The sequence below is a fragment of the Streptomyces vilmorinianum genome, from assembly GCF_005517195.1.
Classification (GTDB): Bacteria; Actinomycetota; Actinomycetes; order Streptomycetales; family Streptomycetaceae; genus Streptomyces; species Streptomyces vilmorinianum.
Genome location: NZ_CP040244.1, coordinates 881015 through 907625, shown reverse-complemented (window position 1 = coordinate 907625; position 26611 = coordinate 881015). Strand labels below are relative to the sequence as shown.

Annotated in this window: 23 protein-coding genes and 1 riboswitch; of the genes, 4 read left to right on the top strand and 19 right to left on the bottom strand. The window is 70.6% G+C overall.

The features are described 5' to 3' along the window. Nucleotides 1-206 precede the first annotated feature (206 nt). Nucleotides 207-2738, top strand: a complete 2532-nt coding sequence (locus FDM97_RS04355) for an ABC transporter permease (protein ID WP_137988948.1) — start codon at nt 207-209, stop codon at nt 2736-2738. Nucleotides 2739-2807: 69 nt separating this feature from the next. Here the strand turns inward: FDM97_RS04355 and FDM97_RS04350 are convergent, their stop codons facing one another. From FDM97_RS04350 to FDM97_RS04305, 10 genes are all read right to left on the bottom strand, one after another. Then, nucleotides 2808-4031: a phospholipase D-like domain-containing protein gene (locus tag FDM97_RS04350; protein ID WP_254705496.1), complete on the bottom strand. Its 1224-nt coding sequence runs from the start codon at nt 4029-4031 to the stop codon at nt 2808-2810. A 133-nt stretch (nt 4032-4164) separates the two neighbouring features. Continuing rightward, nucleotides 4165-5469 carry an SAM-dependent methyltransferase gene (locus FDM97_RS04345; RefSeq protein ID WP_137988947.1) on the bottom strand — a complete coding sequence of 435 codons (1305 nt, stop codon included), beginning with the start codon at nt 5467-5469 and terminating at the stop codon, nt 4165-4167. 181 nt (nt 5470-5650) lie between these two features. Continuing rightward, nucleotides 5651-7030, bottom strand: coding sequence for an NAD(P)/FAD-dependent oxidoreductase (locus FDM97_RS04340; protein WP_137988946.1), 1380 nt, complete (start codon nt 7028-7030; stop codon nt 5651-5653). A 380-nt stretch (nt 7031-7410) separates the two neighbouring features. After that, nucleotides 7411-8325 (bottom strand): Ppx/GppA phosphatase family protein, encoded by a 915-nt coding sequence (locus FDM97_RS04335; protein ID WP_137988945.1) that lies wholly within the window; start codon nt 8323-8325, stop codon nt 7411-7413. Then, nucleotides 8322-8879, bottom strand: coding sequence for a DUF501 domain-containing protein (locus tag FDM97_RS04330; protein WP_137988944.1), 558 nt, complete (start codon nt 8877-8879; stop codon nt 8322-8324). The genes FDM97_RS04335 and FDM97_RS04330 overlap by 4 nt, the downstream gene beginning before the upstream one ends. A gap of 62 nt (nt 8880-8941) precedes the next feature. Next, a complete protein-coding gene (locus FDM97_RS04325) occupies nt 8942-9415 on the bottom strand; it encodes an FtsB family cell division protein (protein WP_137988943.1) in 474 nt (157 codons plus the stop codon). 87 nt (nt 9416-9502) lie between these two features. Further along, the gene (gene eno, locus FDM97_RS04320; protein WP_137988942.1) at nt 9503-10783 is read right to left on the bottom strand and encodes a phosphopyruvate hydratase; all 1281 of its coding nucleotides are present in this window, start codon (nt 10781-10783) and stop codon (nt 9503-9505) included. Between the two features lie 292 nt (nt 10784-11075). Continuing rightward, nucleotides 11076-11762, bottom strand: coding sequence for a LysM peptidoglycan-binding domain-containing protein (locus FDM97_RS04315; RefSeq protein WP_137988941.1), 687 nt, complete (start codon nt 11760-11762; stop codon nt 11076-11078). Nucleotides 11763-11765: 3 nt separating this feature from the next. Beyond that, nucleotides 11766-11941, bottom strand: a riboswitch (cyclic di-AMP (ydaO/yuaA leader). A gap of 259 nt (nt 11942-12200) precedes the next feature. Continuing rightward, the gene (locus FDM97_RS04310; RefSeq protein ID WP_137988940.1) at nt 12201-13184 is read right to left on the bottom strand and encodes a LysM peptidoglycan-binding domain-containing protein; all 984 of its coding nucleotides are present in this window, start codon (nt 13182-13184) and stop codon (nt 12201-12203) included. A gap of 113 nt (nt 13185-13297) precedes the next feature. Further along, nucleotides 13298-14539, bottom strand: coding sequence for a cytochrome P450 family protein (locus FDM97_RS04305; RefSeq protein ID WP_254705495.1), 1242 nt, complete (start codon nt 14537-14539; stop codon nt 13298-13300). 76 nt (nt 14540-14615) lie between these two features. Here FDM97_RS04305 and FDM97_RS04300 point away from each other — a divergent pair, with 76 nt between their 5' ends. After that, nucleotides 14616-15827 (top strand): globin domain-containing protein, encoded by a 1212-nt coding sequence (locus FDM97_RS04300; protein ID WP_137988938.1) that lies wholly within the window; start codon nt 14616-14618, stop codon nt 15825-15827. On the opposite strand, the gene FDM97_RS04295 is transcribed toward FDM97_RS04300, so the two are convergent. The 3 genes from FDM97_RS04295 to FDM97_RS04285 all read right to left on the bottom strand — a co-directional run bounded on the left by FDM97_RS04295 (nt 15821) and on the right by FDM97_RS04285 (nt 18557). Beyond that, the gene (locus tag FDM97_RS04295) at nt 15821-16801 is read right to left on the bottom strand and encodes a nucleoside triphosphate pyrophosphohydrolase (protein WP_137988937.1); all 981 of its coding nucleotides are present in this window, start codon (nt 16799-16801) and stop codon (nt 15821-15823) included. The two genes, FDM97_RS04300 and FDM97_RS04295, sit on opposite strands and share 7 nt — an antisense overlap. A 31-nt stretch (nt 16802-16832) precedes the next feature. Continuing rightward, the gene (locus FDM97_RS04290; protein WP_137988936.1) at nt 16833-17477 is read right to left on the bottom strand and encodes a SurA N-terminal domain-containing protein; all 645 of its coding nucleotides are present in this window, start codon (nt 17475-17477) and stop codon (nt 16833-16835) included. Between the two features lie 81 nt (nt 17478-17558). Beyond that, nucleotides 17559-18557, bottom strand: a complete 999-nt coding sequence (locus FDM97_RS04285) for a glycosyltransferase family 2 protein (protein ID WP_254705494.1) — start codon at nt 18555-18557, stop codon at nt 17559-17561. Nucleotides 18558-18682: 125 nt separating this feature from the next. On the opposite strand from FDM97_RS04285, the gene FDM97_RS04280 reads away from it, so the two are divergent. Further along, nucleotides 18683-21112: a YfhO family protein gene (locus FDM97_RS04280; protein WP_137988934.1), complete on the top strand. Its 2430-nt coding sequence runs from the start codon at nt 18683-18685 to the stop codon at nt 21110-21112. A gap of 88 nt (nt 21113-21200) precedes the next feature. Next, nucleotides 21201-22424 carry an acyltransferase family protein gene (locus tag FDM97_RS04275; RefSeq protein WP_137988933.1) on the top strand — a complete coding sequence of 408 codons (1224 nt, stop codon included), beginning with the start codon at nt 21201-21203 and terminating at the stop codon, nt 22422-22424. Nucleotides 22425-22426: 2 nt separating this feature from the next. Here FDM97_RS04275 and FDM97_RS04270 read toward each other — a convergent pair whose 3' ends face one another. From FDM97_RS04270 to FDM97_RS04245, 6 genes are all read right to left on the bottom strand, one after another. Beyond that, nucleotides 22427-22969 (bottom strand): GNAT family N-acetyltransferase, encoded by a 543-nt coding sequence (locus tag FDM97_RS04270; protein WP_137988932.1) that lies wholly within the window; start codon nt 22967-22969, stop codon nt 22427-22429. 45 nt (nt 22970-23014) lie between these two features. After that, a complete protein-coding gene (locus tag FDM97_RS04265) occupies nt 23015-23395 on the bottom strand; it encodes a PIN domain-containing protein (RefSeq protein WP_137988931.1) in 381 nt (126 codons plus the stop codon). Beyond that, nucleotides 23392-23640 carry a ribbon-helix-helix protein gene (locus FDM97_RS04260; protein WP_137988930.1) on the bottom strand — a complete coding sequence of 83 codons (249 nt, stop codon included), beginning with the start codon at nt 23638-23640 and terminating at the stop codon, nt 23392-23394. The genes FDM97_RS04265 and FDM97_RS04260 overlap by 4 nt, the downstream gene beginning before the upstream one ends. A 44-nt stretch (nt 23641-23684) precedes the next feature. Then, the gene (locus tag FDM97_RS04255; RefSeq protein WP_349775374.1) at nt 23685-24449 is read right to left on the bottom strand and encodes a helix-turn-helix domain-containing protein; all 765 of its coding nucleotides are present in this window, start codon (nt 24447-24449) and stop codon (nt 23685-23687) included. Nucleotides 24450-24833: 384 nt separating this feature from the next. Then, nucleotides 24834-25217, bottom strand: a complete 384-nt coding sequence (locus tag FDM97_RS04250) for an LppU/SCO3897 family protein (RefSeq protein ID WP_137988928.1) — start codon at nt 25215-25217, stop codon at nt 24834-24836. Between the two features lie 127 nt (nt 25218-25344). Continuing rightward, nucleotides 25345-26604, bottom strand: coding sequence for a phospholipase D-like domain-containing protein (locus tag FDM97_RS04245; RefSeq protein WP_254705493.1), 1260 nt, complete (start codon nt 26602-26604; stop codon nt 25345-25347). Nucleotides 26605-26611 lie beyond the last annotated feature (7 nt).

The window sequence follows — 26611 nt, the reverse complement described above, 5'->3', positions numbered from 1 at the left end:
CTCGCTCCCCACCCGGGCTCGCGGACCGCAGACGCGGTCGGGCCGGCACCGGGATCGGATGGCGGCGCCACGCCCCGTGCTCGGGCTCGGCCCGAGTCGGACCGCGAGGCCGTCGGCGCCGGGCATCGCACCTCGACCTTCTTCCCCTCCCCCCGTCACCGGCGCGCCGCAGGCGTCGGGGCGGGGCACACTCCAGGACTCACACCATGTTCCGTACCGCCTTGCGCAATGTGTTCGCGCACAAGGCCAGGCTGCTGATGACCGTGCTCGCCGTCATGCTCGGCGTGGCCTTCGTCTCCGGCACCCTCGTCTTCACCGACACCCTCTCCCAGGCCTTCCGCAGCCAGTCGGCCAAGAGCTACGACGACGTGGCCGTCGCCGTCAGCCTGCACCCTGACCCGGAGACCGCCCGCACGACGCCCGGCCTCTCCCAGGAGGTCCTCGACAGGATCGGGAAGGTCGACGGGGTCGCCGCCGCGTCCGGTCGGGTCGACGGCTTCGCCGGCGTGCCCGACAAGGACGGCAAGCTGATCGGCGTCGGCTGGTCCAACAAGGGCACCAACTTCGCGCCCGGCAAGGACGGCAAGGACCGCGCCTACGACTTCACCTCCGGCACCGGCCCGGTGAAGGACAGCCAGATCGCGCTCGACAAGGAGACCGCCGCCAAGGGCGGCTACAAGGTCGGTGACACGGTCCGGGTCGCCACCAACGGCCCGGTGAAGGAGTACACCCTCTCCGGTGTCTTCACCACCGAGGACGGCGCCGTCAGCGCCGGCGGCAGCCTGGTCCTGTTCGACACCGCCGTGGCGCAGCAGCAGTATCTGAAGCCCGGTTTCTACCAGGACATCACCGTCACCGCCGTGTCCGGCGCGAGCGCGGACAAGCTCCTCGACGAGGTCCTGAAGGTCGTCCCGAAGGCCGCCACGGCCCAGACCGGCCAGGCGCTCGCCGACCAGCAGGCCGAGGAGATCGAGTCCGGTCTCTCCGCGGTCAACCAGGTGCTGCTCGGCTTCGCCGGCATCGCGCTCTTCGTCGGTGTCTTCCTGATCTCCAACACCTTCACCATGCTGGTCGCGCAGCGCACCAAGGAGCTCGCGCTGATGCGGGCCGTCGGCGCCTCGCGCAAGCAGATCACCCGCTCCGTCCTCGCCGAGGCCGGTGTGGTCGGCCTGGTCGCCTCTGTCGTCGGCTACGGCCTGGGTGTGGCGATGGCCCTCGGGCTGCGCAAGGGCATGAGCGCGTTCGAGCTGAAGGTGCCGGACGGCCCGCTGGTCCTCGGCACCACCCCGATCGTCTCGGCCCTCGCCGTGGGCATCCTGATCACCATGCTCGCCGCCTGGCTGCCCGGTCGCCGCGCCGCGAAGATCCCGCCGGTCGCCGCGATGAGCAGCGTCCACGCGGCCGCGACGACCAAGTCCCTCGTCGTCCGCAACTCCATCGGCGCCGCGTTCACCGCGCTCGGTGCGGTCCTGATCGTGCTCGGCGCGGGCGAGGGCGGCGAGACCGGCCGGCTGTTCATCGCGGGCGGTGCCTTCGTCACCCTCATCGGTGTGATCGTGCTGATCCCGCTCCTCTCCCGCCCGGTGATCGCCGTGATCCGTCCGCTGTTCGTCGGCGTCTTCGGGGTCTCCGGCAAGCTCGCCGGCCTGAACGCGGTCCGCAACCCGCGCCGTACCGGCGCCACCGCCTCCGCGCTCGCCATCGGTCTGACCCTGGTCACCGGCCTCTCGGTGCTCGGGACGACGGTCGGCGCGGCCCTGGACAAGATGACGACGGACAACATCAAAGCCGACTACATGGTCCAGATGGCCTCCGGCGACAGTCTGAACCCCTCCGCGCTCGCCGCGATCGAGAAGGCCCCCGGTGTCATCGCCGCCTCCCCGCAGCAGGCCGGCTGGCTCGAACTGAAGGGCCAGATCGCCTCGGCGTCCGGTGTCACCCCCGTCGACATCGAGCAGCTCTTCCATCTCTCCGTCGTGAGCGGCTCGCTCGATTCCCTCGCAACCGGCCGGATCGCGGTCGCCGAGACGACCGCGACCAAGCAGGGCTGGAAGGTCGGCGACACGCTGCCGGCCGAGTTCGGCGACAAGCAGAAGAGCTCGCTGACGGTCGGCGCGGTCTTCAAGGACAGCGAGTTCGTCTCGCCGGTCATGGTGGACGCGAAGATCCTCTCCGCGCACGACCCGCAGCCCTACATCAGGGAGATCTACGTCGCGATGGACGGCGGCGCCTCCGCGCAGGGCGAGAAGACGCTCGCGCGGGCGATGGGGGACAACCCGGCCATCGTCGTCATGGACCAGAAGGACATCCGTGACACCTTCGGCGGCGCGATCAACATGATGCTGAACATCATGTACGGCCTGCTGGCGATGGCCCTGGTCATCGCGGTCCTCGGCGTCGTCAACACGCTCGCCATGTCCGTCTTCGAACGGCAGCAGGAGATCGGCATGCTGCGGGCGATCGGTCTCGACCGGCGCCGGGTCAAGCGGATGGTCCGTCTGGAGGCCGTGGTCATCTCGCTGTTCGGCGCGGTGGTCGGCATCGGTCTCGGCTCGTTCCTCGGCTGGGCGCTCGGCGAGACGCTCAAGGCCAACCTGCCGGGCTACGCGCTCGTCCTGCCCTGGGACCGGATCGGGATCTTCCTGGTCCTGGCCGGACTGGTCGGCGTTCTGGCGGCGATGTGGCCGGCCCGCAGCGCGGCGAAGCTGAACGTGCTGGCCGCGATCAAGGCCGAGTAGGCGCGCGGGGCGCAGCACAAGGGCCGGACTCCTCCTGGGAGTCCGGCCCTTCGTGTACGTCCTGTGGGGTCAGCTGCCCGCGCAGTACGACATCAGGTGCGCGTGGTTCGCCTTGTACTGGTCGTAGAGCGCCGCGTTGTCGATCTTGAGCAGCGTCTCGTCGTTGGCCCGCAGGGCCGGGTAGGTGTAGTTGTGGCTGCCGGTGAAGACCAGCTTCCGCCCGCTCGCCCCGTTGTACGTGCCCTCGATGAGCAGGTACTTGGAGTGCAGTCCGGCCTTGGCGACGCCGGTGCCGCGGTCCTCGTAGCACTGGACGCGCTGGGTGAGCTTGCCGGAGATGATCGACTCGACGGTCGCGCCCAGCGAGCCGGGGTAGCCGTCGTGGGCGAGGATCACGGAGCAGCCCGCGTTCTTCAGGGCGACGAGCTTGGTGGCGACCTCGTCACGGGTGAAGAGGTTGGCCGCCATGCGGATCTGGGTGCCGCCGGAGCAGCTGACGTTGTCGAGGATCAGCTTGATGGTGTCGGTGGAGGCGTCGTTGTTGTACTCGGTGCCCGCGGCCTCCTTGCGCGGGAAGAAGTACGTCTTGTACGCGCCGCTGCTCGGGGTCTTGTAGTAGTGGCTCAGGCCGGTCGACGAGGTGCCGTAGGAGAGCAGGTCGGCGAAGTAGGCCTGGTAGATGCCGTAGAGGCCGGCGTCGACGATGGTGACGGCGTTGTTGAAGAGGTCGGTGCGCTGGACGCCGGTCAGGTTGGCCGAGGTCTGCACGACGACGTTGTCCGCTCCTCCGGTGGAGGAGAACAGGTAGAACTTGTTGTGGTTGATGGCGCCGTCGCTGTCGCTGGGCAGCTGGCGGGTGCCGACGCAGCCGCGGCCCGCGGGGCAGGCGTAGACCCAGGAGCCCTGGGTGCGGTCGGTGCCGAGGCGGGTGGCCAGGCGGTCGTACTCGCCGCCGGTCATCGTCACGGAGGTGTGGTCGACGATGATCTTGACGTTCACGCCGCGGTTCTTGGCGGCGTAGAGGGCGTCGGTGACGCTGTCGTCGGTGAAGGTGTAGAGCCCGGCGGTGATGGAGGAGCCCGCGGGAGCCTGGTCGATCAGGTCGCGGATGTGGTCGCGGACGCGGTTCTGGGCGGTGGCGTCGCCGCCGGGGTCGTTGAAGGTGGCGGTGGTGGAGACCGCGGCCACCTCGGCCGCCTCGGTGGCGGGGGCGGCGCTGCCCGGGACGGCGGCGAGGGTGAGCAGACCGGTGGCGGCGGCGAGGGCCAGCAGCAGTCGGGTGGGACGGTTCACGAATTCCCCGTTCAGGATGGACCGGAACACGCCCTATGGCGCATTCATGACAATCCGGACCGCAAAAGGAAAGGGGCGGAGCGCCGGTCGACACCGGCGCCCCGCCCCCCACGAGCCCGAAGGTCCGAACGTATCAACGCCCTTGGGACTCGCTCCACACCCGGGGCCGCAACGCGAGGCCCGACGCCCCCGACTCCGGCGTCCGCACCGCGAGGAACTGGTTCACCCCGATCCGGTTGCGCTCGAAGGAGACCGCGGAGGCGGCCATGTAGAGCCGCCAGATCCTCGCCCGCCCCGGCGAGGTGTTCCGTACGGCCCGGCTCCAGTCGCCCTCCAGATTGGCCACCCAGCGGCGCAGCGTCAGCGCGTAGTGCTCGCGCAGCGCCTCCACGTCGCGGACCTCGAAGCCGGCGTCCTCAAGCGTCGTCAGCGTGCGGCCCATCGGGGCCAGTTCGCCGTCCGGGAAGACGTACGCGTCGATGAACGTATCGACCTCGTAGGCCTCCTCGTCGGGCGTGGGGCGCCGGGAGATCTGGTGGTTGAGCAGCCGGCCGCCCGGCTTCAGGAGGGCGTACAGCGTGTCGGCGTACTCGCGGTAGCGGACCGCGCCGACGTGCTCGGCCATGCCGATGGACGAAATCGCGTCGTACGGGCCGTCCTTGACGTCCCGGTAGTCCTGGACGCGGATCTCGATCCGGTCGGTCAGACCCTCCTCGGCGATCCGCTTGCGGGCGAAGGCGGCCTGTTCGCGGGAGAGGGTGATGCCGACGACCTGGGCGCCGTACGCGCGGGCGGCGTGGATGGCCATGGAGCCCCAGCCGCAGCCGACGTCGAGAAGCCGGTCGCCCTTCTTCAGGTTCAGCTTGCGGGCGACGAGGTCCAGCTTGTCGCGCTGGGCGTCCTCGAGCGTGCCGCCCTCGGTCCAGTACGCGCACGAGTAGACCATCGAGGGCCCGAGGACCAGCTCGTAGAAGTCGTTGCCCACGTCGTAGTGGTGACTGATCGCCTGCTTGTCGCGGCGTTTGCTGTGGCGGGAGCCGGAGCGGCGGCGCACCTCCTCGGCGGGCGGCGCCGGCGGCGGGAAGGGCCCGGCCAGCTTGAGCAGGGCGCGGGCGGCGGCCCGCAGCTTCGGGTCGCGTACGGACTCCAGGGCGCCCCTGGTCTCCTCTCCGCGCTCCCAGATCAGCCCCGCGAGCCGGTCCAGGACCTCGTACAGATCCCCCTCGACGTCGATCTCACCGGCCACCCAGGCCCGCGCGAGGCCCAGTTCGCCCGGCTTCCACAGCAGCCGGCGCAGGGCGCGGCGCTCCCGGACGATGAGGACGGGGCCGCCGGCGGGCCCGGACTCGCTGCCGTCCCAGGCCCGCAGACGGACCGGGAGCGGCACTCCCAGCAGTTCCTCGGCGAGAGTGGTCAGCCGCGACGCGGCGTCGGCCATGGTGCACACCTCCGTGATGTCGTGCCCCAGAAATGCTCGTCACCACGTAAACACCCTCCGTAGGCGAAAACAGTCCCATCGGCGCGCAACGACTCGGCAAAACACCCGGGCGGACATGCCGAAGGGCCGTCCGCACCACGGATGGCGGACGGCCCTTGCGGGGAGGTACTGCGTCAGCGCGTCAGGAGGCCTTGGCCTTCTCCTGCGCCGGAGCGGCGGGAGCCGGGGCGGGCTTGGCCGCCTCGTAGAACTCCTCACGCGGCGACTCGATGGCGCCCAGGGAGACGACCTCGCGCTTGAGGAACATCGCCAGGGTCCAGTCGGCGAAGACGCGGATCTTGCGGTTCCAGGTCGGCACGGCCATGCCGTGGTAGCTGCGGTGCATGTACCAGGCGAGCCGGCCCTTGAGCTTGATCTTCATCTTGCCCATGACGATCATCGCGACGCCCTTGTGGAGGCCGAGACCCGCCACCGCACCCTTGTTGGAGTGCTCGTACGTCTTCTGCGGGAAGCCCCGCATGCCGGAGACCACGTTGTCGCCGAGGACCTTGGCCTGGCGCAGCGCGTGCTGGGCGTTCGGCGGGCACCAGGCGTTCTCGACACCGGCCTTGCGGGAGGCCACGTCCGGGACCTGGGCGTTGTCGCCCGCGGCCCAGATGTAGTCGGTGCCGGTGACCTGGAGGGTCGGCTGGGCGTCCACGTGGCCGCGCGGGCCGAGCGGGAGGCCGAAGCGGGCCAGCGCCGGGTTGGGCTTCACGCCGGCGGTCCACACGATCGTGTTGGAGTCGACCTCGAGGCCGTTCTTCAGCACGACGTGGCCGTCCACGCAGGAGTCCATCGACGTCGAGAGGTAGATCTCGATGCCGCGGCTCTCCAGGTGCTCCTTGCCCCAGCGGCCCAGCTCCGGGCCCACCTCGGGAAGGATCTTGTCGGCGGCGTCGACCAGGATGAAGCGCATGTCCTCGCGCTTCACGTTGGTGTAGTACTTCGCCGCGTCGCGGGCCATGTCCTCGACCTCGCCGATGGTCTCCGCGCCGGCGAAGCCGCCGCCCACGAAGACGAAGGTCAGCGCCTTGCGGCGGACCTCCTCGTCGGTCGTCGAGTCAGCCTTGTCCAGCTGCTCCAGGACGTGGTTGCGGAGGCCGATGGCCTCCTCCACGCCCTTCATGCCGATGCCCTGCTCGGCGAGGCCGGGGATCGGGAAGGTGCGGGAGACCGCGCCCATCGCGATGACCAGGTAGTCGAAGGGCAGGTCGTAGGCCTCGCCGACGAGCGGCGCGACCGTGGCGACCTTGCGGTCCTGATCGATGCTGGTGACGCGACCGGTGAGCACCTCGGCTCCGCGCACGACGCGTCGCAGCGGGACGACGACGTGGCGCGGGGAGATGCTGCCTGCGGCGGCTTCGGGGAGGAAGGGCTGGTACGTCATGTACGAGCGCGGGTCGACGACCGTGACGGTCGCCTCTCCGAAACGCATCTTCTTGAGGATGCGTCGAGCTGCGTACAGGCCTACGTACCCACCGCCTACTACGAGGATCCTGGGACGCTCCGTGGTGCTCATGCATCCGAGTATCCACCCCTCTCAGGGGGGTCGCTCGTGCGCCCCTTCACAAGGTCTCCGGAGTGCTCTGCTACACTCCGCGGCCCACGTGACCCAGGTCATGATGGTGCAAAGGAACCAAGGTGTACGGGTGAGCGTTGTTCACCCCTACTGAACTGGCCTGGAGAGCGGTCGGTAACGCCGAACCGCTGGATGCGTTCACACGATGGAAACATCGAGCGAACGGGGCTCCCCACCTGCGAAAGAGCCCCGAGAGGGGCCTTGGAGGCCTCGAAGACCCTCCGAAGACCCTCCTCGGCCCCCATCAGGGCCCTTTTCCTTGTGAAGAACTTCACGAACTTTTCCGACGGGCCGTTTCCGGACGCGCCGTCGGGTGCCCGTTATGCCACGGAGAGTGCGATTCCGTCGAGGATGTCGTGCTCGCTGACGACGACCCCCCGGGCCCCGGTCCGCTCCATGATCTCGAGCAGGACGAGCGCCCCGGCGGTGATCACGTCGACCCGTCCCGGGTGCATGACGGGGATCGCGGCGCGCTCGTCGTGGGTGGAGACGAGCAGCCGGCCGACGACCGCGGCGACCTGGTCGAAGGAGATCCGGGAGCGGTGGATCCTCTCGGAGTCGTACTCCTCCAGACCCAGCACGATCGCGGCGACCGTCGTGACGGAGCCGGCGAGCCCGACGAGGGTGTCGGCCTCGGCGATCGGGACCGTCCGCGCGGCGAGGTCGAGCGCGGCCCGGATGTCGGTCACGATCGCCTCGACCTCGGCGGCGGTGGGCGGGTCGCTGCGGACGTGCCGCTCGGTGAGCCGTACGCAGCCGATGTCGACGGACCGGGCGGCCTCGACGTGCTTGTTGCCGACCACGAACTCGGTCGACCCGCCGCCGATGTCCACGACCAGGTACTTCTCGGTGCCGTGCAGCTCCATGGTGGCGCCGGTGAAGGAGAACTCGGCCTCCTGGTCGCCGGTGATCACCTCGGGCTCGACGCCCAGGATGTCCAGGACGCCGGAGACGAACTCGTCGCGGTTCTCGGCGTCACGGGAGGCGGAGGTGGCCACGAAGCGCAGCTTCGTGGCGCCCAGTTCCTTGATGACGGCCGCGTACTCACGGCAGGCCGCGAAGGTCCGCTCCAGGGCCTCGGGCGCGAGCCGGCCGGTCTTGTCGACGCCCTGGCCGAGCCGGACGATCGTCATCCGCCGGTCCAGCTCGATCAGCTCGCCCGTGTCCGGATGGACGTCGGCGACGAGGAGACGGATGGAGTTCGTCCCGCAGTCGATGCCCGCGACCCGTGTCATTGCGCGTCCTCCCCTTCCTTCTTCTCCTTGTCCTTGTCCGCGCAGGGGGTGACGCAGGGGCCCTTGGCCCACCACTCCGGCAGCATCGCGATCGCCTCGTCGCCCAGCGGGTTCACGCCGGGGCCGGCGGCCAGCGAGTGGCCGACCAGGACGTGCAGGCACTTGACCCGGTCCGGCATGCCGCCGGCGCTCGGGAAGCCCTCCAGGACCTCGATGGCGTCACGGCGTGCGATGTAGTCCTCGTGCGCGGCCCGGTAGGCGGCGGCCAGCTCCGGGTCGGTGCCGAGCCGGGCCTGCATCTCCTTCATGACCCCGTTGGCCTCGAGGGTGCCGATCGCCGAGGCGGCGCGGGGGCAGGTCAGGTAGTACGTGGTGGGGAACGGGGTGCCGTCCGGGAGCCGCGGCGCGGTCTCGACGACGTCCGGGTTGCCGCAGGGGCAACGGTGCGCGATGGCGCGCAGACCCCGGGGCGGGCGGCCGAGCTGCGCCTCGAAGGCGGCGACGTCCGCCTCGGTCGGCTCGGTGCGTGCGGTCTGCGGAGGGGGCGTTTCCATGCCTGCGTCTGTCTTCTCGTCGGTGGGGCGGTTCGGTGGGGCCATCATCTCGCGTCGCCGCGTCAGCGGCCCGCGTCGGCGTGATCGACGCCCTCCCAGACATGGGAGTACCAGGGGCGGTCGGCCGCGCCCTGCTCGGTGCGCCGGGCGCGCTCGGCGTCGGGGTCGTTCACGGTGAAGCCCGTCTCGCCGGGCATGACGTAGTGCAGATGCTCGCGGGCGAGACGGCGGACGTACGCGGGGTCCTGGAGCCGGGCCTTCTCGTCCCTGAGCTGCTCGACCCGGTCGGCGGCCTCGGCGGCCCTGCGCTCCTGGTCGGCGATCTCGCCGCGCTGGGAGACGTACTGCCGCATGGGGTAGGCGAGCGCCACCACCAGCGAGCAGACGACCAGGGCGAGGAAAGCCGCGCGGCCGGTGAGGCGCGAGCGGCGGGCCTGGCGGCGGGTCTGGGAGCGGTAGACGCGGGCGGCGGTCTGCTCGCCGAGCAGCCTGATCCGGGTCGCGGTCGAGAACCGGTCCCGGTCCTTCGCTGCCATGTCTTCCGCCTCCCTCTTCAATGCGTACGTCCCCGCACACGGTACGGGACCGAGTGCGGGGACGTACGGAAGCTACCTGCGGGAGGTTCAGCCCTTGAAGCGCGGGAAGGCGCTGCGGCCGGCGTAGACCGCGGCGTCGTCGAGGATCTCCTCGATGCGCAGGAGCTGGTTGTACTTGGCGACGCGCTCGGAGCGGGCCGGGGCGCCGGTCTTGATCTGGCCGCAGTTGGTGGCGACGGCGAGGTCGGCGATGGTGACGTCCTCGGTCTCGCCGGAGCGGTGGGACATCATGCACTTGAAGCCGTTGCGCTGGGCCAGCTCGACGGCGTCCAGGGTCTCGGTCAGCGAACCGATCTGGTTGACCTTGACCAGGAGGGCGTTGGCGGTGCTCTCCTCGATGCCGCGGGCCAGGCGCTCCGGGTTGGTGACGAACAGGTCGTCACCGACCAGCTGCACCTTGGCGCCGAGCTTGTCGGTGATGGTCTTCCAGCCGGCCCAGTCGTCCTCGAACAGCGGGTCCTCGATGGAGACCAGCGGGTACGCGTCGACGAGCTCCGCGTAGTAGTCCGTCATCTCGGCGGCCGAGCGGGACTTGCCCTCGAACTCGTAGGAGCCGTCCTTGTAGAACTCGGACGCGGCGCAGTCGAGCGCCAGCGCGATGTCCTTGCCCGGGACGTAGCCGGCCTGCTTGATGGCCTCGAGGATGAGGTCGAGCGCCTCGCGGTTGGAGCCGAGGTTCGGGGCGAAGCCGCCCTCGTCGCCGAGACCGGTGGACAGGCCCTTGGTCTTCAGGACGGACTTGAGGGTGTGGTAGACCTCGGTGCCCCAGCGCAGGGCCTCGGAGAAGGACTCCGCGCCGATCGGCGCGATCATGAACTCCTGGATGTCCACGTTGGAGTCGGCGTGCGAGCCGCCGTTCAGGATGTTCATCATCGGAACGGGCAGCAGGTGCGCGTTCGGGCCGCCCAGGTAGCGGAAGAGCGGGAGGTCGGAGGCCTCGGAGGCGGCGTGCGCGACGGCGAGGGAGACGCCGAGGATGGCGTTGGCGCCGAGGGAGGCCTTGTTGTCCGTGGCGTCCAGGTCGAACATCGCCTGGTCGATCAGGCGCTGCTCGGTGGCGTCGTAGCCGACGAGCTCCGGGCCGATCTGCTCGATGACGGCGAGAACGGCCTTCTCGACACCCTTGCCCATGTAGCGGCTCTTGTCTCCGTCACGGAGCTCAATGGCCTCGAACGCTCCGGTGGAGGCACCGGACGGAACGGCAGCACGGCCGGTGCTGCCGTCGTCGAGGCCGACCTCGACCTCGACCGTGGGGTTGCCTCGGGAGTCCAGGATTTCCCGGGCTACGACGACGTCGATGGACGGCACGAGCATCTCCTTCTGGGATGTGACGCTAGATGCATGCGATGCAGGGTCGCTTTGGCCTTGCGACAAGAGCCTAACCGGCTCGGGGCCTCCGGCCAGCCGGGCGCCCGCCCCCTGGGACGAAAAAGGACCCAAGGGCATGCATCCCGGGTCAAAGGACCCCGGAACTACTCATCGGTAACACGGAAACCCCGTCCCGGCGCGCACGGGGGGAAGGGCGCGCCGGGACGGGGTGGTCACCGCGGGAGGGTCGTGGGACCCGCGTGAGCCGCCGGACTCACGCGAGCCGTCGGGCTCACTTCAGGTGAAGCTGCTGGCCCGGGTAGATCAGGTCGGCGTCCTCGACGACGTCCTTGTTGAGCTCGAAGAGCTTCTCCCAGCCGCCCTTGACGTCGTGCGCGGCGGCGATCTTGCTCAGGGTGTCGCCGGCGACGACCTTGTACTCGCCGTCGCCCTTCTTGACCTTCTTGCCGGTCGGGGTGGTGACGGTCTTCTTCGACTCGGCCTTCGGGGCGGTCCGCTGCTCGCTGCGGGTCGCCGGCTGCTCGGCCTGACGCTCCTGCCGCGGGGCGCTCCGCTGGGTGCTCGCCTCGGCGCCGCCCTCGTAGGAGGCGTTGGACAGGCCGACGCCACAGGTCGGCCAGGCGCCCTTGCCCTGGCCGGCCAGGACCTTCTCGGCGATGGTGATCTGCTGCGACTTCGAGGCCTGGTCGGCGGTCGCGGCGTACGCGGTGCCACCGAAGGCGGCCCAGGTGGAGGCCGAGAACTGCAGGCCGCCGTAGTAACCGTTGCCGGTGTTGATGGACCAGTTGCCGCCGGACTCGCACTGGGCGACGGCGTCCCACTCGGAGGTGGTCGCGGCCGAGGCGGACCCGGCGGTCATCAGCGGGGCGGCGACGGCGACGCCGGCGACACCGGCGAGGGCGACGGCGCGGGTGGCCTTGGAGGGACGACGGTGTTTGCCCTTGGCGGAAAACAGCATGGGACTTCTCCTCACCGACGCCTGCGAGGTGAGCTGTCGGGTTCGGGCCATGTGAGTTGCCCGGCCGCGCGACCCAGCGCGCGGCTTCACCCCAAGCCGGTCCGTCGGCCGTCTGTCTCAACGGCCGGGGACGGCACTTACCTTGGGTCCCCCGCTCCTGCCTTCGGCGCGTGACGCGACGACTGTTCCCATCGGCCGGCGGCAGGATTCGGCGTACCGGTCGACGAGGCCCGCGGTGGCGAGCGGTGACGACCGTAGACACAGACCCCGCCGAAGTTCAAAGACGGGCATTGAGGAGAAAACGCCCCTACTCGCCGCCGGACGAAGGGTGTTTACGCAGGTGAGAGGTGACGGAAGCAGAGTTTGCGGACGTGGCGGGCCAGTTGGGACGAAGAGACCCATGTCTCACTTGCACAGAACCGGACATACGACCCCGAACTACTTCGCCTTCTGCGGCAGGCCGATCGTCAGGTCAAGGCTCTGACCAGGGTGAATGAGGTCCGGATCGGCACCGACGGTCTGACGGTTGGCGTCATAGAGGGAGGTCCAGCCGCCGGGGAGCTCGTTCTGCTGGGCGATCTCGGAGAGGCTGTCGCCCGGCTTGACGGTGTATTCGCCCGCGATGCCCGTAGCGTCCGACGTGTCTGTTGTATCCGGATTATTCGAACCCTCACCGCCGGTCACGTCACTTGTCGGCGCGTCAGGCCCGTCGACCGGTGCGGCATGACGACCGGAATCGTCAACCTTGTCCGTAGTGCCCGATTCCTCCTTGGCGGCGTCGCCGCGGTGCTTGCCGGTGCCGGGGGCGGCCGGGGTGGAGGGCGTGACGGAGGTCTCGGGGGTGGCGCCGGAGATCGGCGCGTCCGACGGCGCCGAGGCGTCCGGCGTCGCGGGGGTGGTGGGGCCGGCAGGGGTGGTGCGGGTGGTCTCGGGCTGGGTGGGGACGGCCTCGGGGCCGGCCGGCAGGCCCTCGGTCCGGTTCGAGCCGTAGACCGGCCCGGTGGGCGCCGGCGTGACGGCGGGCCCCGGGTCGACCTCGGGAGCGGTGCCGTCGTTCGTCAGACCGGCGATCGGGGCGCAGGTGTCCCACTGCGTGTCGCCCGCGGCGAGCGCCTTCTCCGCCACCGCGATCTGCTGGGCGCGGCTCGCGTAGTCCGCGCTCGTCGCGTACGCCAGACCGCCGTGACGCTCCCAGCCCTCCTGGGTGAACTGCAGCCCGCCGTAGAGCCCGTTGCCGAAGTTGGCACTCCACTGGCCGCCCGACTCGCACTCGGCGACCCGGTCCCAGGTGGCGGCGTCGGCGGCGGAGGCGGAGCCCGCGGCCAGGAGCGGCAGCGCGAGCGCCGAGCCGGTCACACCGGCTGCGACGACGATGGCGGGGGCCTGACGGGGTCTACGGTGTCGTCCGTTCCCGGAGCGCATGCGGAGTGCCTTTCGCGTGACTGCTGAGGTGACGGTGAACGTAGCGGCATTCGAACGTCAGTAACAAGTCGATGCAGCGGAGATCACGTAAAAGTCACAGTCTTGACGGCACGTCAGTTCGCAAGAGGGGTGAACTCGACAGGAAGCGTGCGCAATCCACGCATGATGAGCCCGCCGCGCCACCGCAGATCGGCCGGATCGGCCCCAAGTCGCAGGTCCGGCAGGCGAGTCAGCAGCGTCGCGAGAGCGATCTGCCCTTCCAGCCGGGCGAGCGGGGCGCCGATGCAGTAGTGGATGCCGTGCCCGTACCCGAGATGCTGGTTGTCGCGCCGGGACAGGTCGAGCGTGTCCGGCTCCTCGAAGCGCTCCGGGTCGCGGTCCGCGGCGGCGAGCACGACGAGCACCGGGTCCCCCGCCGGGATCTCCTGCCCGCCGATGGTCAGCGGCTCCCTGGCGTACCGCCAGGTCGCCAGCTCCACCGGCCCGTCGTAGCGCAGCAGCTCCTCGACGCCCGTCTCCAGGAGGTCCCGCTCCCCCGCCGCGAGCGAGGCCTGGAGCCGCGCGCGCTGGTCCGGGTTGCGCAGCAGCGCGTACACGCCGTTGCCGATGAGGTTGACCGTCGTCTCGAAGCCCGCGAAGAGGAGGATGAAGGCCATCGCGGCGGCCTCGTTCTCCGTCAGGTGCTCGCCGTGGTCGGAGGCCTTGATGAGCCCGGAGATCAGGTCGTCGCCCGGGTCGAGCCGCTTGCGGTGGATGAGCTCGGCGAGATAGCCGCGCATCTTCTTGACCGAGCGCGCGACCCCGCCGCGCGGCCCGCCGCCGTGGCGGATCATCATCCCGGCCCAGTCGCGGAAGTCGTCCTGGTCCTCGCGCGGCACCCCGAGCAGGTCGCAGATCGCGTAGATGGGCAGCGGGAAGGCGAACTCGTGGATGAGGTCGGCCGAGCCCCGCGCCGCGAACCGGTCGATGAGGTCGTCCGTCAGCTCCTGCACCCGCGGGGCGAACTCCGCGACCCGGCGCGGGGTGAACGCCTTCGAGACCAGCCGCCGCAGCCGCGTGTGGTCGGGCGGGTCGATGTTGAGCAGATGCGTCATCAGCTCGGCCTTGCGCTCCCCCGGGATGCCCGTCTTGCCCTTGGCGTGCGCGGGCTCGTCGTGGTGGGCCGGGTTCTTCGACAGACGCTGGTCGGCGAGGGCCTGCCGGGCGTCCGCGTACCGCGTCACCAGCCAGGCCTCGACCCCGCTGGGCAGCTTCGCCCGGTGGACGGGCGCGTGCTCGCGCAGCCAGGCGTAGGCGGGGTACGGATCGGTCGCGAACTCCCAGGTGAAGAGCTCGGGGGCGGGGGGCTTGCTCACCCTGAGACGGTACAAGGTCGCCGCCGGTCCGGCGATGTGATCGTCGTGTGAAGACGCGTGGCCTAGATTCTCCCGAGTGGATGCCCAGTTGATCAGAAGCTCGTTCGCCGTCGTCGAGAGACGGGCCGAGCACGCCGTCACCTTCTTCTACTCCCATCTCTTCTGGAACAACCCGGGCGTCCGCGAGCTCTTCCCCGAGGACATGCGGCCGCAGCGCGACCGGCTCTTCGCCGCGCTCACCCATGTCGTGACGCACCTGGAGGACCCCGGGCTCCCGGATTACCTCTCCCATCTGGGCCGCGACCACCGCAAGTTCCTGGCCGCGCCCGCGCTCTACGCCGCCGTCGGGGCCAGCCTGACCGCCGCCTTCGCGCACGCCGCCGGGGCGGCCTGGACCGTCGAGGCCGAGAAGGCGTGGACCGAGGCGTACGGCTTCGTCGCCGACCTGATGATGCGGGGCGCCGAGGAGGCGGCGGAGGTCGGCGAGCCGCCGTGGTGGGACGCCGTCGTGGTGCGCCACGAGCGGCTCGGCGAGGACCTGGCGGTCCTGACCCTGCGGCCGCGGCGGCCGTTCGCGTACCGGCCCGGACAGTACGTCAGCCTCAGCTCGCCGCGGGTGCCGCGGGTGTGGCGGACGTACTCCCTGGCCAACGCGGTCCGCGCGGACGGCACGGTGGATCTGCACGTCAGCCGGATCCGGGGCGGCACGATGAGCACGGCGCTCGTCGACCGGGTGCGGGAGGGCGAGCCGCTGCGGCTGAGCGCGCCCGGCGGCGCGCTGACCTCGCGGACCGCGCCGGGCGACCCGCGCACCTACATCGCCGCCGGGACGGGCTGGGCCCCGGTCAAGGCGCTCCTGGAGGAGGCGGCCCACGGACCGGAGGGCACGGAGGGGCGGCTCTTCCTGGTCGCGCGCGCGAAGGAGTACCTGTACGGGCGGGGGGACGTCGAGCGCCTGAAGGAGCGGATACCCGGGCTGCACGTCACGTACATCACCTCCGCGCCCCGCCACCCGCGCGACCAGGCGACCGAACGGCTGCTCCACGCCCTCCACACGTACGGCCACTGGCCCGAGCACGACGTGTACGTCGCCGGCCCGCCGGGCTTCCTCACCGAGACCGTCCCCGTCCTGGAGCACCTCGGAACCGGCCCCGGACGGATCTTCCACGACGCGCTGCCGGCCGTCGGCCGCTTCCGCCCCCGCCCCGGCAGCACCGCCGAGTGGCTCCTCGAACCCCCGGACCTGGTCTGGCACAACCCGGAGGCCAGGGCGCCGCGCGGTTACTGAGCGCTCGGGACGCCCTCGGCCGCGCGGATCGTGTCGCGGTAGACGCGGGCCGCCGCCCGCAGTGCCGCCTCCGGGTCGACGCCGGACGCCTCCGCGCGGACGGCGAGGGCGAGCAGTTCGTAGCCGATGCCCTCCCCCGCGGGCGGCTCGACGTCCAGGCCCGCCGTTCGGACCCGGCCCGCCAGCTTCGCGGCGAGGGCCAGACCCGGCTGGCCGAGCGGGACCCCGTCGGTGACCGAGTCGCGCTGCTTCTCGATCGCCTTGGTGCGCAGCCAGTGCTCCTTGACGTCCTCCGGGGTCTCGGCGGTCTCGTCGCCGAAGACGTGCGGGTGGCGGTGGATCAGCTTCTCCACGATCGTGCCGGCGACGTCGTCCACGGAGAACGGCTCGTCCTCGTCCTCCTCCGCGATCCGGGCGTGGAAGACGACCTGGAGGAGCACGTCCCCGAGCTCCTCGCGCAGCTCGGTGCGGTCGCCGTCCTCGATCGCCTCGACGAGCTCGTACGCCTCCTCGATGCCGTACTTGGCCAGCCCCTTGTGCGTCTGCCGCGAGGACCACGGGCACTCGCGGCGGATGCGGTCCATGACCTGCACCAGGTCGAGGAGCCGGGCGCCGGGCAGGTCGTACGAGCCGGGCAGCAGCTCCAGGTCGGGCATCGTGACGCGGCCGGAGCCGGCCAGCCGGGCGAGCCCGTCGGTGAGGGCCTGGTCGCCCTCGCCGGAGGGCAGGACGACGACGGTCCGGCCGCCCGCGCACGCGTCGACGAGGTCCTGCGCGGCGGGGCGGGCGTGCTCGACGGCGACGCCGGCCTCGCGGAGGTACGGGAGCTGGGGGTGGTGCTCGTCGGCGCACAGCACACGGTCGGCGCCGTGCAGCGCCTGCCACGCGGGCCAGGACAGCAGTCCGGGGGCCACGCGGTGGCTGGCGGTGAGCAGAACGATACGGCCGGGCTCGACGGGTGCTTCAGCGTTCACCCTTCGACCTTACGTGGCGCCGCGTGGCGGATCAGGCCCCGGCCTCGGCGGCCGCCGGGTCCTGGCTGATCCGGCGAAGCCAGGGCGAGGTGAAGGCACCCAACTGGATCTTGGTGTCGTCCCACGCGCCGAAGCGCGGGTTCACGTCGATGTCGAGTTCCTTGGACGCGGCGGTGAAGACCTCGGTGAGCTTCTGCTGGCCCTCGGGGGTGTTCTCGACGCCGAGCTCGGCCGCGATCTTGTTCATGAGGACCGTGCGGCGGACGACCTGGTCGATCTGGTCGGGGGCGATCCCCTGCTGCTGGAGCAGCATCGCGGCGAGCTGGGCCTCGCCGCCGCTCTGCCGGGCGAACTCGCTCCGCGTCTGCTGGATCTCCCCGCGCGTGGCGGTGACGCCGTGGTCCGCGGCGACCCGTTCCACCACCCGGTCGAAGATCATCACGTTGAGTTTCTCGCGGCTGAGGTCACCGGTGGCCTGGATCAGCTGCGCGGCCTGCGGGGACGCCTGCTGCGCGGTCCGTACGTCGCGCACCTGCGCCTGGAGGCTGGACACCTCGATCCGTTCGCCGCCGACGACGGCCGCCGCCCCTGGGTGGGCGTCACTGCCGCAGGCGGTGAGCAGCGGCGCCGCGGCGAGGAGCGCGGCGGATACGGAGAGCGCAGTGCGGCGGTGCAAAGGAGCCTCCCGGCGTGGGTCGTGCGTCAGTGGGACGACCGTGCGGTGATCGATGTTAGGCAGTCGCCGTGGCCTGGGCCACTACTTCGACGCGACTGTCTCGATCAACGACTCACGTGTTCGGGTGGTGTCGGTCCGCGGCCGCCCGTACGACCCGGGGCCCGCCGCGTTCGTCGCCTGCACCAGGAAGTGCGGGCGCCGCTTCACCTCGTAGTAGATACGGCCGACGTACTCGCCGACCAGGCCGAGCATCACCATCTGGACTCCGGCCAGCGCGGTGACGATGACGAGCAGCGTCACGTATCCGGGAGTGTCGACGCCGTTCACCAGGGCGACACCGACGATCCAGGCCGCGTATGCGAGGGCCACGGAGACCAGGATCATTCCCAGATAGACGGCCGCCCGCAGCGGTTTGTTGTTGAAGGAGAGCAGCCCGTCGAGCCCGTAGTTGAGCAGCTTTCCGAAGGTCCATTTCGAGCGGCCCTGCTCGCGCACCGCGTTCTCGTACTCGAATGTGGTGGTGCGGAATCCGACCCAGGCGAAAAGCCCCTTGGAGAAGCGGTTGTACTCGGTGAGTTCGAGGATCGCGTCGACGGTACGGCGCGAGAGCAGCCGGAAGTCGCCGACGCCGTCCACGAGCTCGACGTCCACCAGCCTGTTGATCGCCCAGTAGTAGGCGCGCGCGGTCATGGTGCGGGTCACGCGGTCGCCCTTGCGGGTGCGACGGGCGATGACCTGGTCGTATCCCTCGGCGTGCAGGCTCACCATGCGGTGCACGAGCTCCGGCGGATGCTGCAGGTCGGCGTCCATGATGACGACGGCGTCACCGTGCGCGTGCTGGAGACCGGCCAGCATCGCGGCCTCCTTGCCGAAGTTCCGGCTGAAGGAGACGTAGCGGGCGCGGGGGTCGGAGGCGGCGATCTCCTCCAGGAGCGGGAGCGTACGGTCACGGCTTCCGTCGTCCACATAGACCAGTTCGAATTCTCCGTCGAAACGGGAGAGTTCGGCGGTCACATGGTCGTGGAAGCGACCGATGATCTCCTCTTCGTTGAAACACGGGACCACGATCGAGAGCAGCACGCAGGACACGACAACCCACCCGGATGTCGCCGGCTGATTCGATACATGACGACAAGGCGACCATTGCGTGAACTGGGCCCGGTGGAACACCATTTCGCGTTCCGTACTGGCATATTCACACCATCATGCCCGATCAGACGACACTGGCCGTGGGCTCCTCCGCCGGTATTTCCGCCCGTACGTCCGCCAGCCCCTCTGCCGGCCCTTCCGCCCGGCCGGCGTTTCTCGCCGCGCTCCTCGCCGCCTTTCTCACCGCGTTCGCCGTGTGCGCGGGGGACGCCGTCGCCCGCACGTTCCCGTTCGGGCCGCGGCGCCGCGGCGTCAACGACCTGGCCAACCAGTTCGTCCCGTACCACGCCCATCTGTGGGACCTGCTGCACGGGCGCGCCGACGGCGGGCTGCTGCTCAACTGGCAGTCCGGCTGGGGCACCAGCTTCCTGCCCGACCTCGGGACGTATCTCGGCAGCCCGTTCGCGCTCCTCGTCGCGCTCTTCCCGCGCGCGGACATCGAGTACGCGGTCTACACGGTCACCGTCCTGAAGATGGCCGCCGCGGCGGCCGCCATGACCGTGGCGCTGCTGCGGCTGCGGCCCGGCCCCTGGTGGGCGGCGGCGGTGCTCGGTGCCTCGTACGGGCTGTGCGGCTGGGCCGTCATCGAGGCCACGTACAACCCGATGTGGCTGGACGGCCTGATCGCGTTCCCGCTGCTGTGCCTGGTCGGCGAGTGGGTGCGGGAGGGCAGGCGGCCGCTCGTCGGCCCGCTGGTCGTGGCCCTGTGCTGGGTGGCCAACTTCTACACCGCGTACATGGCGACGATCGGCGCGGCGCTGGTGCTTCTGGTGCGTCTGGCGGCGGCGGACGCCCTGCGGGTACGGACCCTGGCCCGGGCCGTCCTGACGGTCGTGGTCGGGACCGGGCTCGCCGCGCCGGTCCTTGTCCCGGTGTTCCTCGGCTCCACGCACGCGTACCCGGGCTGGACGAAGGAGTTCCGGCCGGCCGACGGGACGGACTTCCTCGCGCGGCTGCTCCCGGCGACGTACAGCTTCGCCACCCCGGCCGCCTTCCTCGGCACGGGGACGCTGCTGCTCGCCGGAGCCCTGATCTTCCACCGGAAGGTGCCGCGGCGGGAGCGGTGGCTGTGGACCGGGTTCGCGGTCGCGGTCGCGCTGTCGCTGCAGTGGGGTCCCACTCATCTGGTGTGGCATGTGTTCGCCACGCCCAACGGCAGTCCGTACCGCCAGACGTTCGTGCTGTCGGGGGTGCTGGTGATCGCCGCCTGGATCGGCCTCTCCCACGGCCGGCCGGGGCGGCGCGCGCTGCTCGGCGGTACGGGCGTGGTGGCGGCGGTCGCCGTCGGCGCGACGGCGAGCGACCTGGTGACCGGCTGGACGTACCCGCTGCTCGCGGCCGGACTCGCGGCGGCCTGCGGCGCGCTGTGGCTGGCACGCCGGGGGCGGTACGGGGTCGTGGCGGCCGTGCTTCTGGCGGGGGCGCTCGTCGGGCAGGCCGCCGCGACCACGGCGTACGCGGACCGCGAGCGGCCCGGCCGGCTCGACGACTACCCGGCCTGGGGCGCGGAGCAGGACCGGCGTACGGCGGCGCTCGCCGGGGCCGACGGCTGGCCGGCGTACCGTACCGACTCCGGCCGCCCGCAGATCACCGGCAACGAGCCGCTGCTCTTCGGCGGCCAGGGCGCCGCGTACTACAGCAGCCACACGCCGAAGGTGCTGACGCGGACGCTGGCCGCGCTCGGCGGCGGCTGGACGTCCAACGGGCGCAATCTGCAGAGCCTGGACAACCCGGTGACGGACGCCCTGTTCGGTGTCGGCGCCCGGTGGCGCGACGAGGGTGTGGTGCGGACGGGGCCGGTGCCGCCGCTGGTGACGGTACGTCCGGAGGGGGCGGGCGCTCCGCGGTACGGGGCCTCTCCGTTCCGCAACCAGGAGATGCTGCTCGGCTCGTCCGTCTACACGCTGCCCGCGGACGGCGTCTGCCCGGTCGGCAGCGAGGTCTTCCTCTGGGCCCCGAACCTGAAGGGGACCGCGAGCCTGGGCCCGGGCGGCCGGCCGGTGAAGCTGAACGGCGGGCTGCCGAAGCGGAGGGCCGCGCTGACCTCGCTCGGCGTGCAGGAGACGGCGGGCACGGCGGCGGTCCTGAAGGGGAAGGGCACGAAGGACCGCCGGATCGGCTGCCTGGACCGGGGGCGCCTCGCGGCCGCCGTGGCCGGCCTGAGGGCCTCGGGCGCGGTGTCGGTCGACGTCACCGACAGCGGCATCCGCGCGGAGCTCCCGCCGGGGACGAGGGGGACGGTCGTCGTGGCGGCTCCGCGGATCGCGGGCTGGACGTGCGGGGGGCGGCCGGCGGACTCGTACGGCGGGCTGGTGGCGGTGCGGGTGTCCGGCGAGACGTCCGTGGCCTGCGAGTTCAGGCCACCGGGCCTGCGGGCCGGGCTGGGTGTGGGCGCGGTGGCGCTGCTGCTCTGGGTGCTTCCGGGGGTGATGCCGACCCCTGCTTCTGCGCGGAAGAGCAGAGACCAAACCCCCCTGTCCAGGTGATAAAGGACACCATGCCTCAGCTGTGAAGTCCCTGTGCCCCGACTGTACGGTCCCCTCTATCCACAACAATCACGGGGAAGGCCGCAGCATGCCCGGCACCAAGAGGGCCAGAAGCGGCGGAGAGCCGGCGAACCGTCTCTTCGCATTGGACGGAATCCGGATCACGGCGGCCCTGATCGTGGTCTTCTACCACTACATCGGCCTCAATACGGCGTGGGACAGAAACACGTCCGAGCTCTTTCCCGCGCTGCGGCCCTTCGCGGTGTACGGCTGGCTCGGCGTCGAGATCTTCTTCATCGTCAGCGGCTTCGTCATCTGCATGAGCGTCTGGGGCCGCACGGTCGGCGACTTCGCCGTGTCCCGCGTGTCCCGGCTCTTCCCTGCCTACTGGGCGGGCATCGCGCTGACCGCGCTGACCCTGTGGCTCCTGCCGGAGGTGCGGCAACTGCGCCACATGGATCAGTGGAGCGACGTCCTGGTCAATCTGACCATGATGCAGGGCGGCCTGGGCGTCGGGCATGTGGACCACTCGTACTGGACGCTGTTCGTGGAACTGAAGTTCTACGCGCTCTTCGCGCTCGTCGTGCTCCGCGGCGTCACGTACCGCAACTGCATTCTCTTCTGCGGAATCTGGACGCTGGCCGCGGTCGCCGCGCCGACCACCGACCTCCGGCTGCTCCATTTCTTCGCGATGCCGCAGTACGCGCCGTATTTCATCGCCGGTATCGCCTTCTATCTGATGCGCCGCTACCGGCCGACGATGCTGCTGTGGGGAATCGTCGGGGTCCAGTTCCTGCTGGCCCAGCACTACGTCCGCGGCCGCATGGAGACGAATCTCGGCCTGCGCCTCGCGGATCAGCTGCCGACCTGGCCCGCGCGTCTGGTCATCGCGGTCGGGTTCCTCGCGATCGCGGCCGTCGCGCTCGGCCTCCTGGACCGTATCCAGTGGCGCTGGCTGAAGACGGCGGGAGCGATCACGTACCCGCTGTACGTGATCCACATGGCCGTGGGCATCACGCTGATCCACCACTTCCGTGACCGGGTCGCGCCGGTCCCCCTCGTCGTCTCCGTGACGGCGGCCATGCTGGTCGCGTCCTGGCTGATCCACCGCCTCGTGGAGCGCCCGCTGTCGAAGCGCCTGCGGTCGGGGATGAAGAGCGGCGTCCAGGAGATCCGCCGCAACACCCCGGCCCCCCGCCCGGCCGATCCCGCCCCGGCGCCTTCCCCGTCGGCCGTGTCCGACCCGGACGCCTGGGCCCGCGCGCTGTCCACCTCGGGCGGCCGCTCCGGCCGCCCGTCCACCCACCGCTGACCTCAGGGACAGCGGGTCGGGTTCCGGCCCGGCGTCGTGTCGAGGCGCCACCGGATCTCCCCGTCGTTCCACTCGTCGGTGGGCTTCAGCCCTGCGGCGGTGGCGACGGCGGCGGACGCGGCGTGGTCGGGGTGGATGTGCGCGACGACCGTCCCCACCCCGCGCGCCGCGAGCCAGGCGACGAGCTGTCGGACGGCCTCGGTGGCGATCCCGCGCCGCTGCCACGGGGTCCCGACCATCCAGGCGATCTCGGCGGTCTCACCGCCGTCGGTCACGGTCGCCTGCACGGTGCCGGTCAGACAGTCCGCGTCCGCGTCCCCGAGCCGGACGACCCAGTTGCACCAGGAGACGCCCGGGTCGGGCGACCCGGCGGCCAGTCGCTCGTAGCGTTCCCGGAGGGCCTGCGGCGTGGGTGGCGTGCCGCCGATGAAGGCGTACAGCTCCGGGTCGGCCAGCACTCCGGCCATCTCCTCGGCGTGCGCGACGGCCAGGGGCAGAAGCGTGAGCCGGTGGGTACGGATGGGCTGGGGCTGGATCACGGGCATGCGGCCTCCGGTTCCTGCGCCGTACAGGTGCTTCTGCGCCATCCGTCATAGCTCAAAGGGATTCAGCGGAGTGACACCCGTCGCAGCATAGAGGCCCGGCTCGATGGACAGGAGCGTCACCGGGGCTCCGGTCCTGGCCGCTTGCCAGGCGATGGCCGCCGCATGGGCGACGGGCCAGTCCGTGCTCGGCCAGGCCATCGCCTCGACGGCATGGGTCTCCGCGAAGGGGACGTGCTGGGCGAACCTCAGCGACGCGGCGTGCGCACCGGCCCCGGAAAGCAGTCGCTCGGCGCCGAGAACAGCCAGCGACGGGACCATGACGCGGCCCGTCCCACGCGAGGCTTCGATGTACAGGCCGGTGAAGAACGGGTCGGCTCGATACAGGGCGGTGAGGGCGGTGTGGTCAAGCACCACAGCAAGGTTCACGCCGCACCTTGGTGCGCACGGATCCTCGCCCAGGCGTCCTCACCGGCCCGCTGAACCTGCTCGGTGTACTCGATCCCGAGCTCCTGGGCGGCCTCGCTCGCGCGCTGCTCGCGCTCGGCGGCGGTCAGCTCGCGGTTGGCCAGTTCCTCAAGGAGCTCGGTGATGGTGGTACCGCGCTCGGCCGCGAGAATGCGCAGCCGGTCGCGGACCTCCTCGCTGGTCTTGATACTTGTCGCCTTGCCCATGAGGAGGATTCTACCGCCGGTAGAACCGCAGGTCTCGTGATGCGTCATGCGGCACGCCCCTTCGGTGATGAGAGACATTCGCGGCAGCGGCCCGGCTCCGGGGCACGGAAGGCCAGGTCACAGTCCTCGCAGGTCTGGAAAGGGTGCGGGGGCGGAATCACGGGCTTTGCCGGGACCGGGGGTGGGAGCAGGGTCGTCAGGCGGTGGGACAGGAGGCCTGCCGGGTGCTTCAGGTCGGCCGGGAGGCCTGCCGTGAGCGTGCGGCGGACGGCGTCGGGGTGGGCGCCGCGGTCGAGCCAGGCGGTGACTCCGGGGGCCAGGTGCTGGATGTCCCGTACCGAGAGCAGCAGGCGGGGGTCGTGGGCCCGCAGGCCGAGGAGGAGGTCCACTGCTGGGCCCTCGGGCAGGCGGACCGGTGGCGCAGGCGGCGCGGGCGCGGGCTTCGGAGTGGGCGGAGGTTCCGGCTCCGGCTCGGGGTCCGGGTCCGGGTCCGGGTCCGGGTCCGGGTCCGGCTCCGGGTCCGGCTCCGTCACTCCTGGGCGGTTGTACGAGACTGTGCGCGTCGCCAGCCGGCCGCCCGGGAGGCGTTCACAGGTCCTCGCCAGGTAGCCGTACAGCTCCAGCTCACGCAGCGCGGCGGCGATACGGATCTCACCCTCGGGGAAGCGCTCGGCGAGCGTCCTGATCGAGATGGAGGAGCCGTTGGGGAGTGACTGGATGTGGACGGCGAGGCCGATCGCGAGCAGTGAGAGCTTCTCGTGCTGGGCGAGGTGGTTGCCGATCACGGTGAAGTGACTGGTGTGCTTCACCTTGACGTGGATGACGCCTCCGCGAGGTGCGGGCGCGCTAAAGTGCTGGGTATCCATCGGGAAGGGTTCGCTTCCTCGTTGGTCAGGCCCTCGATCGGGATTGCGAGTCCCGGCCGGGGGCCGAACTATTTTCGGTTTGGTCGCCGAGAGCATATGCCAGGCAACCGGCACCACATCCAGCCCAGTTGGCACAGTTCGCTCATGTGGGTGACGGCTCGACGCGGGGAGGCTGGAGGGGTGGGGTGGGTTCTTTCCCCGGGTACTTGGTCTTTAGGGCTCGCGTCCCGCCGGGCCGTGGGGCCCCACCATCCGGCGCCTCGTCCCACACGAACAAAGGGCCGGACCCCACCGGGTCCGGCCCCTTCGACGCGTGTGGACGCGGCGTCAGTTCTTGACGGCGTTCAGGCAGAGCACGAACTTGTCCGAGTTCAGCTGCTGCGCGAGCGCGACCTCGCTGTCCTCGCCGCACTTCTCGACGTCGAAGGTGTTGTCGTAGACCTTGACGACCTTGTAGAGGTCGGCCACCTTCTCGGTGCAGCCCTTGCTCTCGACCTCGGGGTCGTTCTCCGGGCCCGTCACGGTCACGCAGTCGCCGGCCTCGGCGTGCACGGGCGCCTCGCCGGTGAGGTGCGGGAGGCCGAGCTTCACGGCGAGGGCGACGGCGATCGCCACGACGACACCGAGGATCTTCTTGCCGATCCCGCCCTTCTTCTTCTCCGGCTCGGCGGGCGCGAGCGGCTGGTCGGGGGTGGCGGGAGGAGTCGTCATGAGTGCTTCCTTGGGGACGTGTGCATGATCAGACGCGAACGCTACAACCACCCGAATGGGCAAATCGGACCACAAAGATCCACTTCTGGATCAGTTGTGAACTCGTGATCCTGTCGCTCCGTCAGCTCTACAAGCCCTCGTTCTCCGCCGCCGCCCGCTGCGCCTCGAAGTTCTGGACGTACGCGTCGAAGACCGCCGCGTCCTCGTACTTCAGCATCGTCTCGTCGTTGTACTTGAGCGCCGTGACCGTGTACGTGTGGCTGCCGGTGAAGACGATCTTCTTGTTCTTGCCGCCGAGGTACGTGCCCTCGATCAGCAGGTACTTGGTGTGCGTCCCCGTGCCGCCGCGTTCGTCGTTGTAGAGCTGGCGCAGAGCGATACGGCCCTTCGCGGTCGGCTTGGTCAGCCAGCCGGCCACCGCCGTGTTCGGGGGATTGTCGAGCTTGCGGTAGACGATGTCGACATGACAGCCGGCGTCCGCGAGCTTCCAGAGCTCCTCGGCCACCTCGGGGCGGGTGATGTGCCCCTGGGCGATCCGGATCTTCGTCCGGCCGTCCGAGGTGCCGAAGCCCGCGTCGTTGCCGTGGCAGGGAGCCGCCGTGCCCACCGGCTGGGCCACCGTCCTGAGGACGTTGACGACCACGTCGGTGGTCGACCGCGGGAAGAAATAGACCTTGGCGGGGCCCGCCTGCGTGTCGTGCGCGTAGTCGGCGACCTGCGGCGTCTGCCCGGCCGCCGCCGCGGCCTGGTCGTTGAAGTATCCCGTGTACGCGTCGAACAGCTCCTTGTTGCCCGCGACCGTCATCGCGTCGTTCCACCCGCTGACGCGGTCCCACTCGACGAGGTTGCCGGAGGACTGCACCACCACGTTGTCCACCGGGACGACGCCGTTGCCCTTGGTGCGGGAGAAGAGGAAGGTCTTGTTGTGGTTGACGTTGTCGTACCAGCCGTTCGGGTCCGCGGCCGTCGTGCCCGGGTCCTTCGCGAGGCAGGCCTCCTGCTCCTTGCAGAACCGTACCCAGGACTCCCCGGTCAGCCCCGCCTGCAGGCGCTTGCCCGCCCCCCAGCCGGTGCTGTCGTGGTCGAGGACCATCTGGACGGTGACGCCGCGCTGGTGGGCTGCGAGCAGCTGGTCCGTCAGCCACTCCGATCCGTACAGGTACAGGGATATCCGGATGGACGAGCCCGGTTCGGCGCCGTTGACGAGGCGGCCGAGGTGGCCGAGGATGCGGCCCTCGGCGGCCGTGTCGCCCGACGGGTCGTTGAACACCGGGCCGGTGGTCACGGCCGGGACGGACTCCGCTCCGGCGGCCGGTGAGGCCATGAGGAGGGGAGCCAGCGCGAGCGAGGCGACGGCCGTTCTGAACTTGCTCTTGATCAATGTCACTGAGGCA

Bases quoted from the DNA above. Each gene is read 5' to 3' on its own strand.
- FDM97_RS04330 (WP_137988944.1), bottom strand. From the start codon at position 8,879: ATGGAAACGCCCCCTCCGCAGACCGCACGCACCGAGCCGACCGAGGCG.
- FDM97_RS04340 (WP_137988946.1), bottom strand. From the start codon at position 7,030: ATGAGCACCACGGAGCGTCCCAGGATCCTCGTAGTAGGCGGTGGGTAC.
- FDM97_RS04355 (WP_137988948.1), top strand. From the start codon at position 207: ATGTTCCGTACCGCCTTGCGCAATGTGTTCGCGCACAAGGCCAGGCTG.
- FDM97_RS04315 (WP_137988941.1), bottom strand. From the start codon at position 11,762: ATGCTGTTTTCCGCCAAGGGCAAACACCGTCGTCCCTCCAAGGCCACC.
- FDM97_RS04280 (WP_137988934.1), top strand. From the start codon at position 18,683: ATGCCCGATCAGACGACACTGGCCGTGGGCTCCTCCGCCGGTATTTCC.
- FDM97_RS04345 (WP_137988947.1), bottom strand. From the start codon at position 5,469: ATGGCCGACGCCGCGTCGCGGCTGACCACTCTCGCCGAGGAACTGCTG.
- FDM97_RS04335 (WP_137988945.1), bottom strand. From the start codon at position 8,325: ATGACACGGGTCGCGGGCATCGACTGCGGGACGAACTCCATCCGTCTC.
- FDM97_RS04260 (WP_137988930.1), bottom strand. From the start codon at position 23,640: ATGGGCAAGGCGACAAGTATCAAGACCAGCGAGGAGGTCCGCGACCGG.
- FDM97_RS04275 (WP_137988933.1), top strand. From the start codon at position 21,201: ATGCCCGGCACCAAGAGGGCCAGAAGCGGCGGAGAGCCGGCGAACCGT.
- FDM97_RS04325 (WP_137988943.1), bottom strand. From the start codon at position 9,415: ATGGCAGCGAAGGACCGGGACCGGTTCTCGACCGCGACCCGGATCAGG.
- FDM97_RS04250 (WP_137988928.1), bottom strand. From the start codon at position 25,217: ATGACGACTCCTCCCGCCACCCCCGACCAGCCGCTCGCGCCCGCCGAG.
- FDM97_RS04310 (WP_137988940.1), bottom strand. From the start codon at position 13,184: ATGCGCTCCGGGAACGGACGACACCGTAGACCCCGTCAGGCCCCCGCC.
- FDM97_RS04270 (WP_137988932.1), bottom strand. From the start codon at position 22,969: ATGCCCGTGATCCAGCCCCAGCCCATCCGTACCCACCGGCTCACGCTT.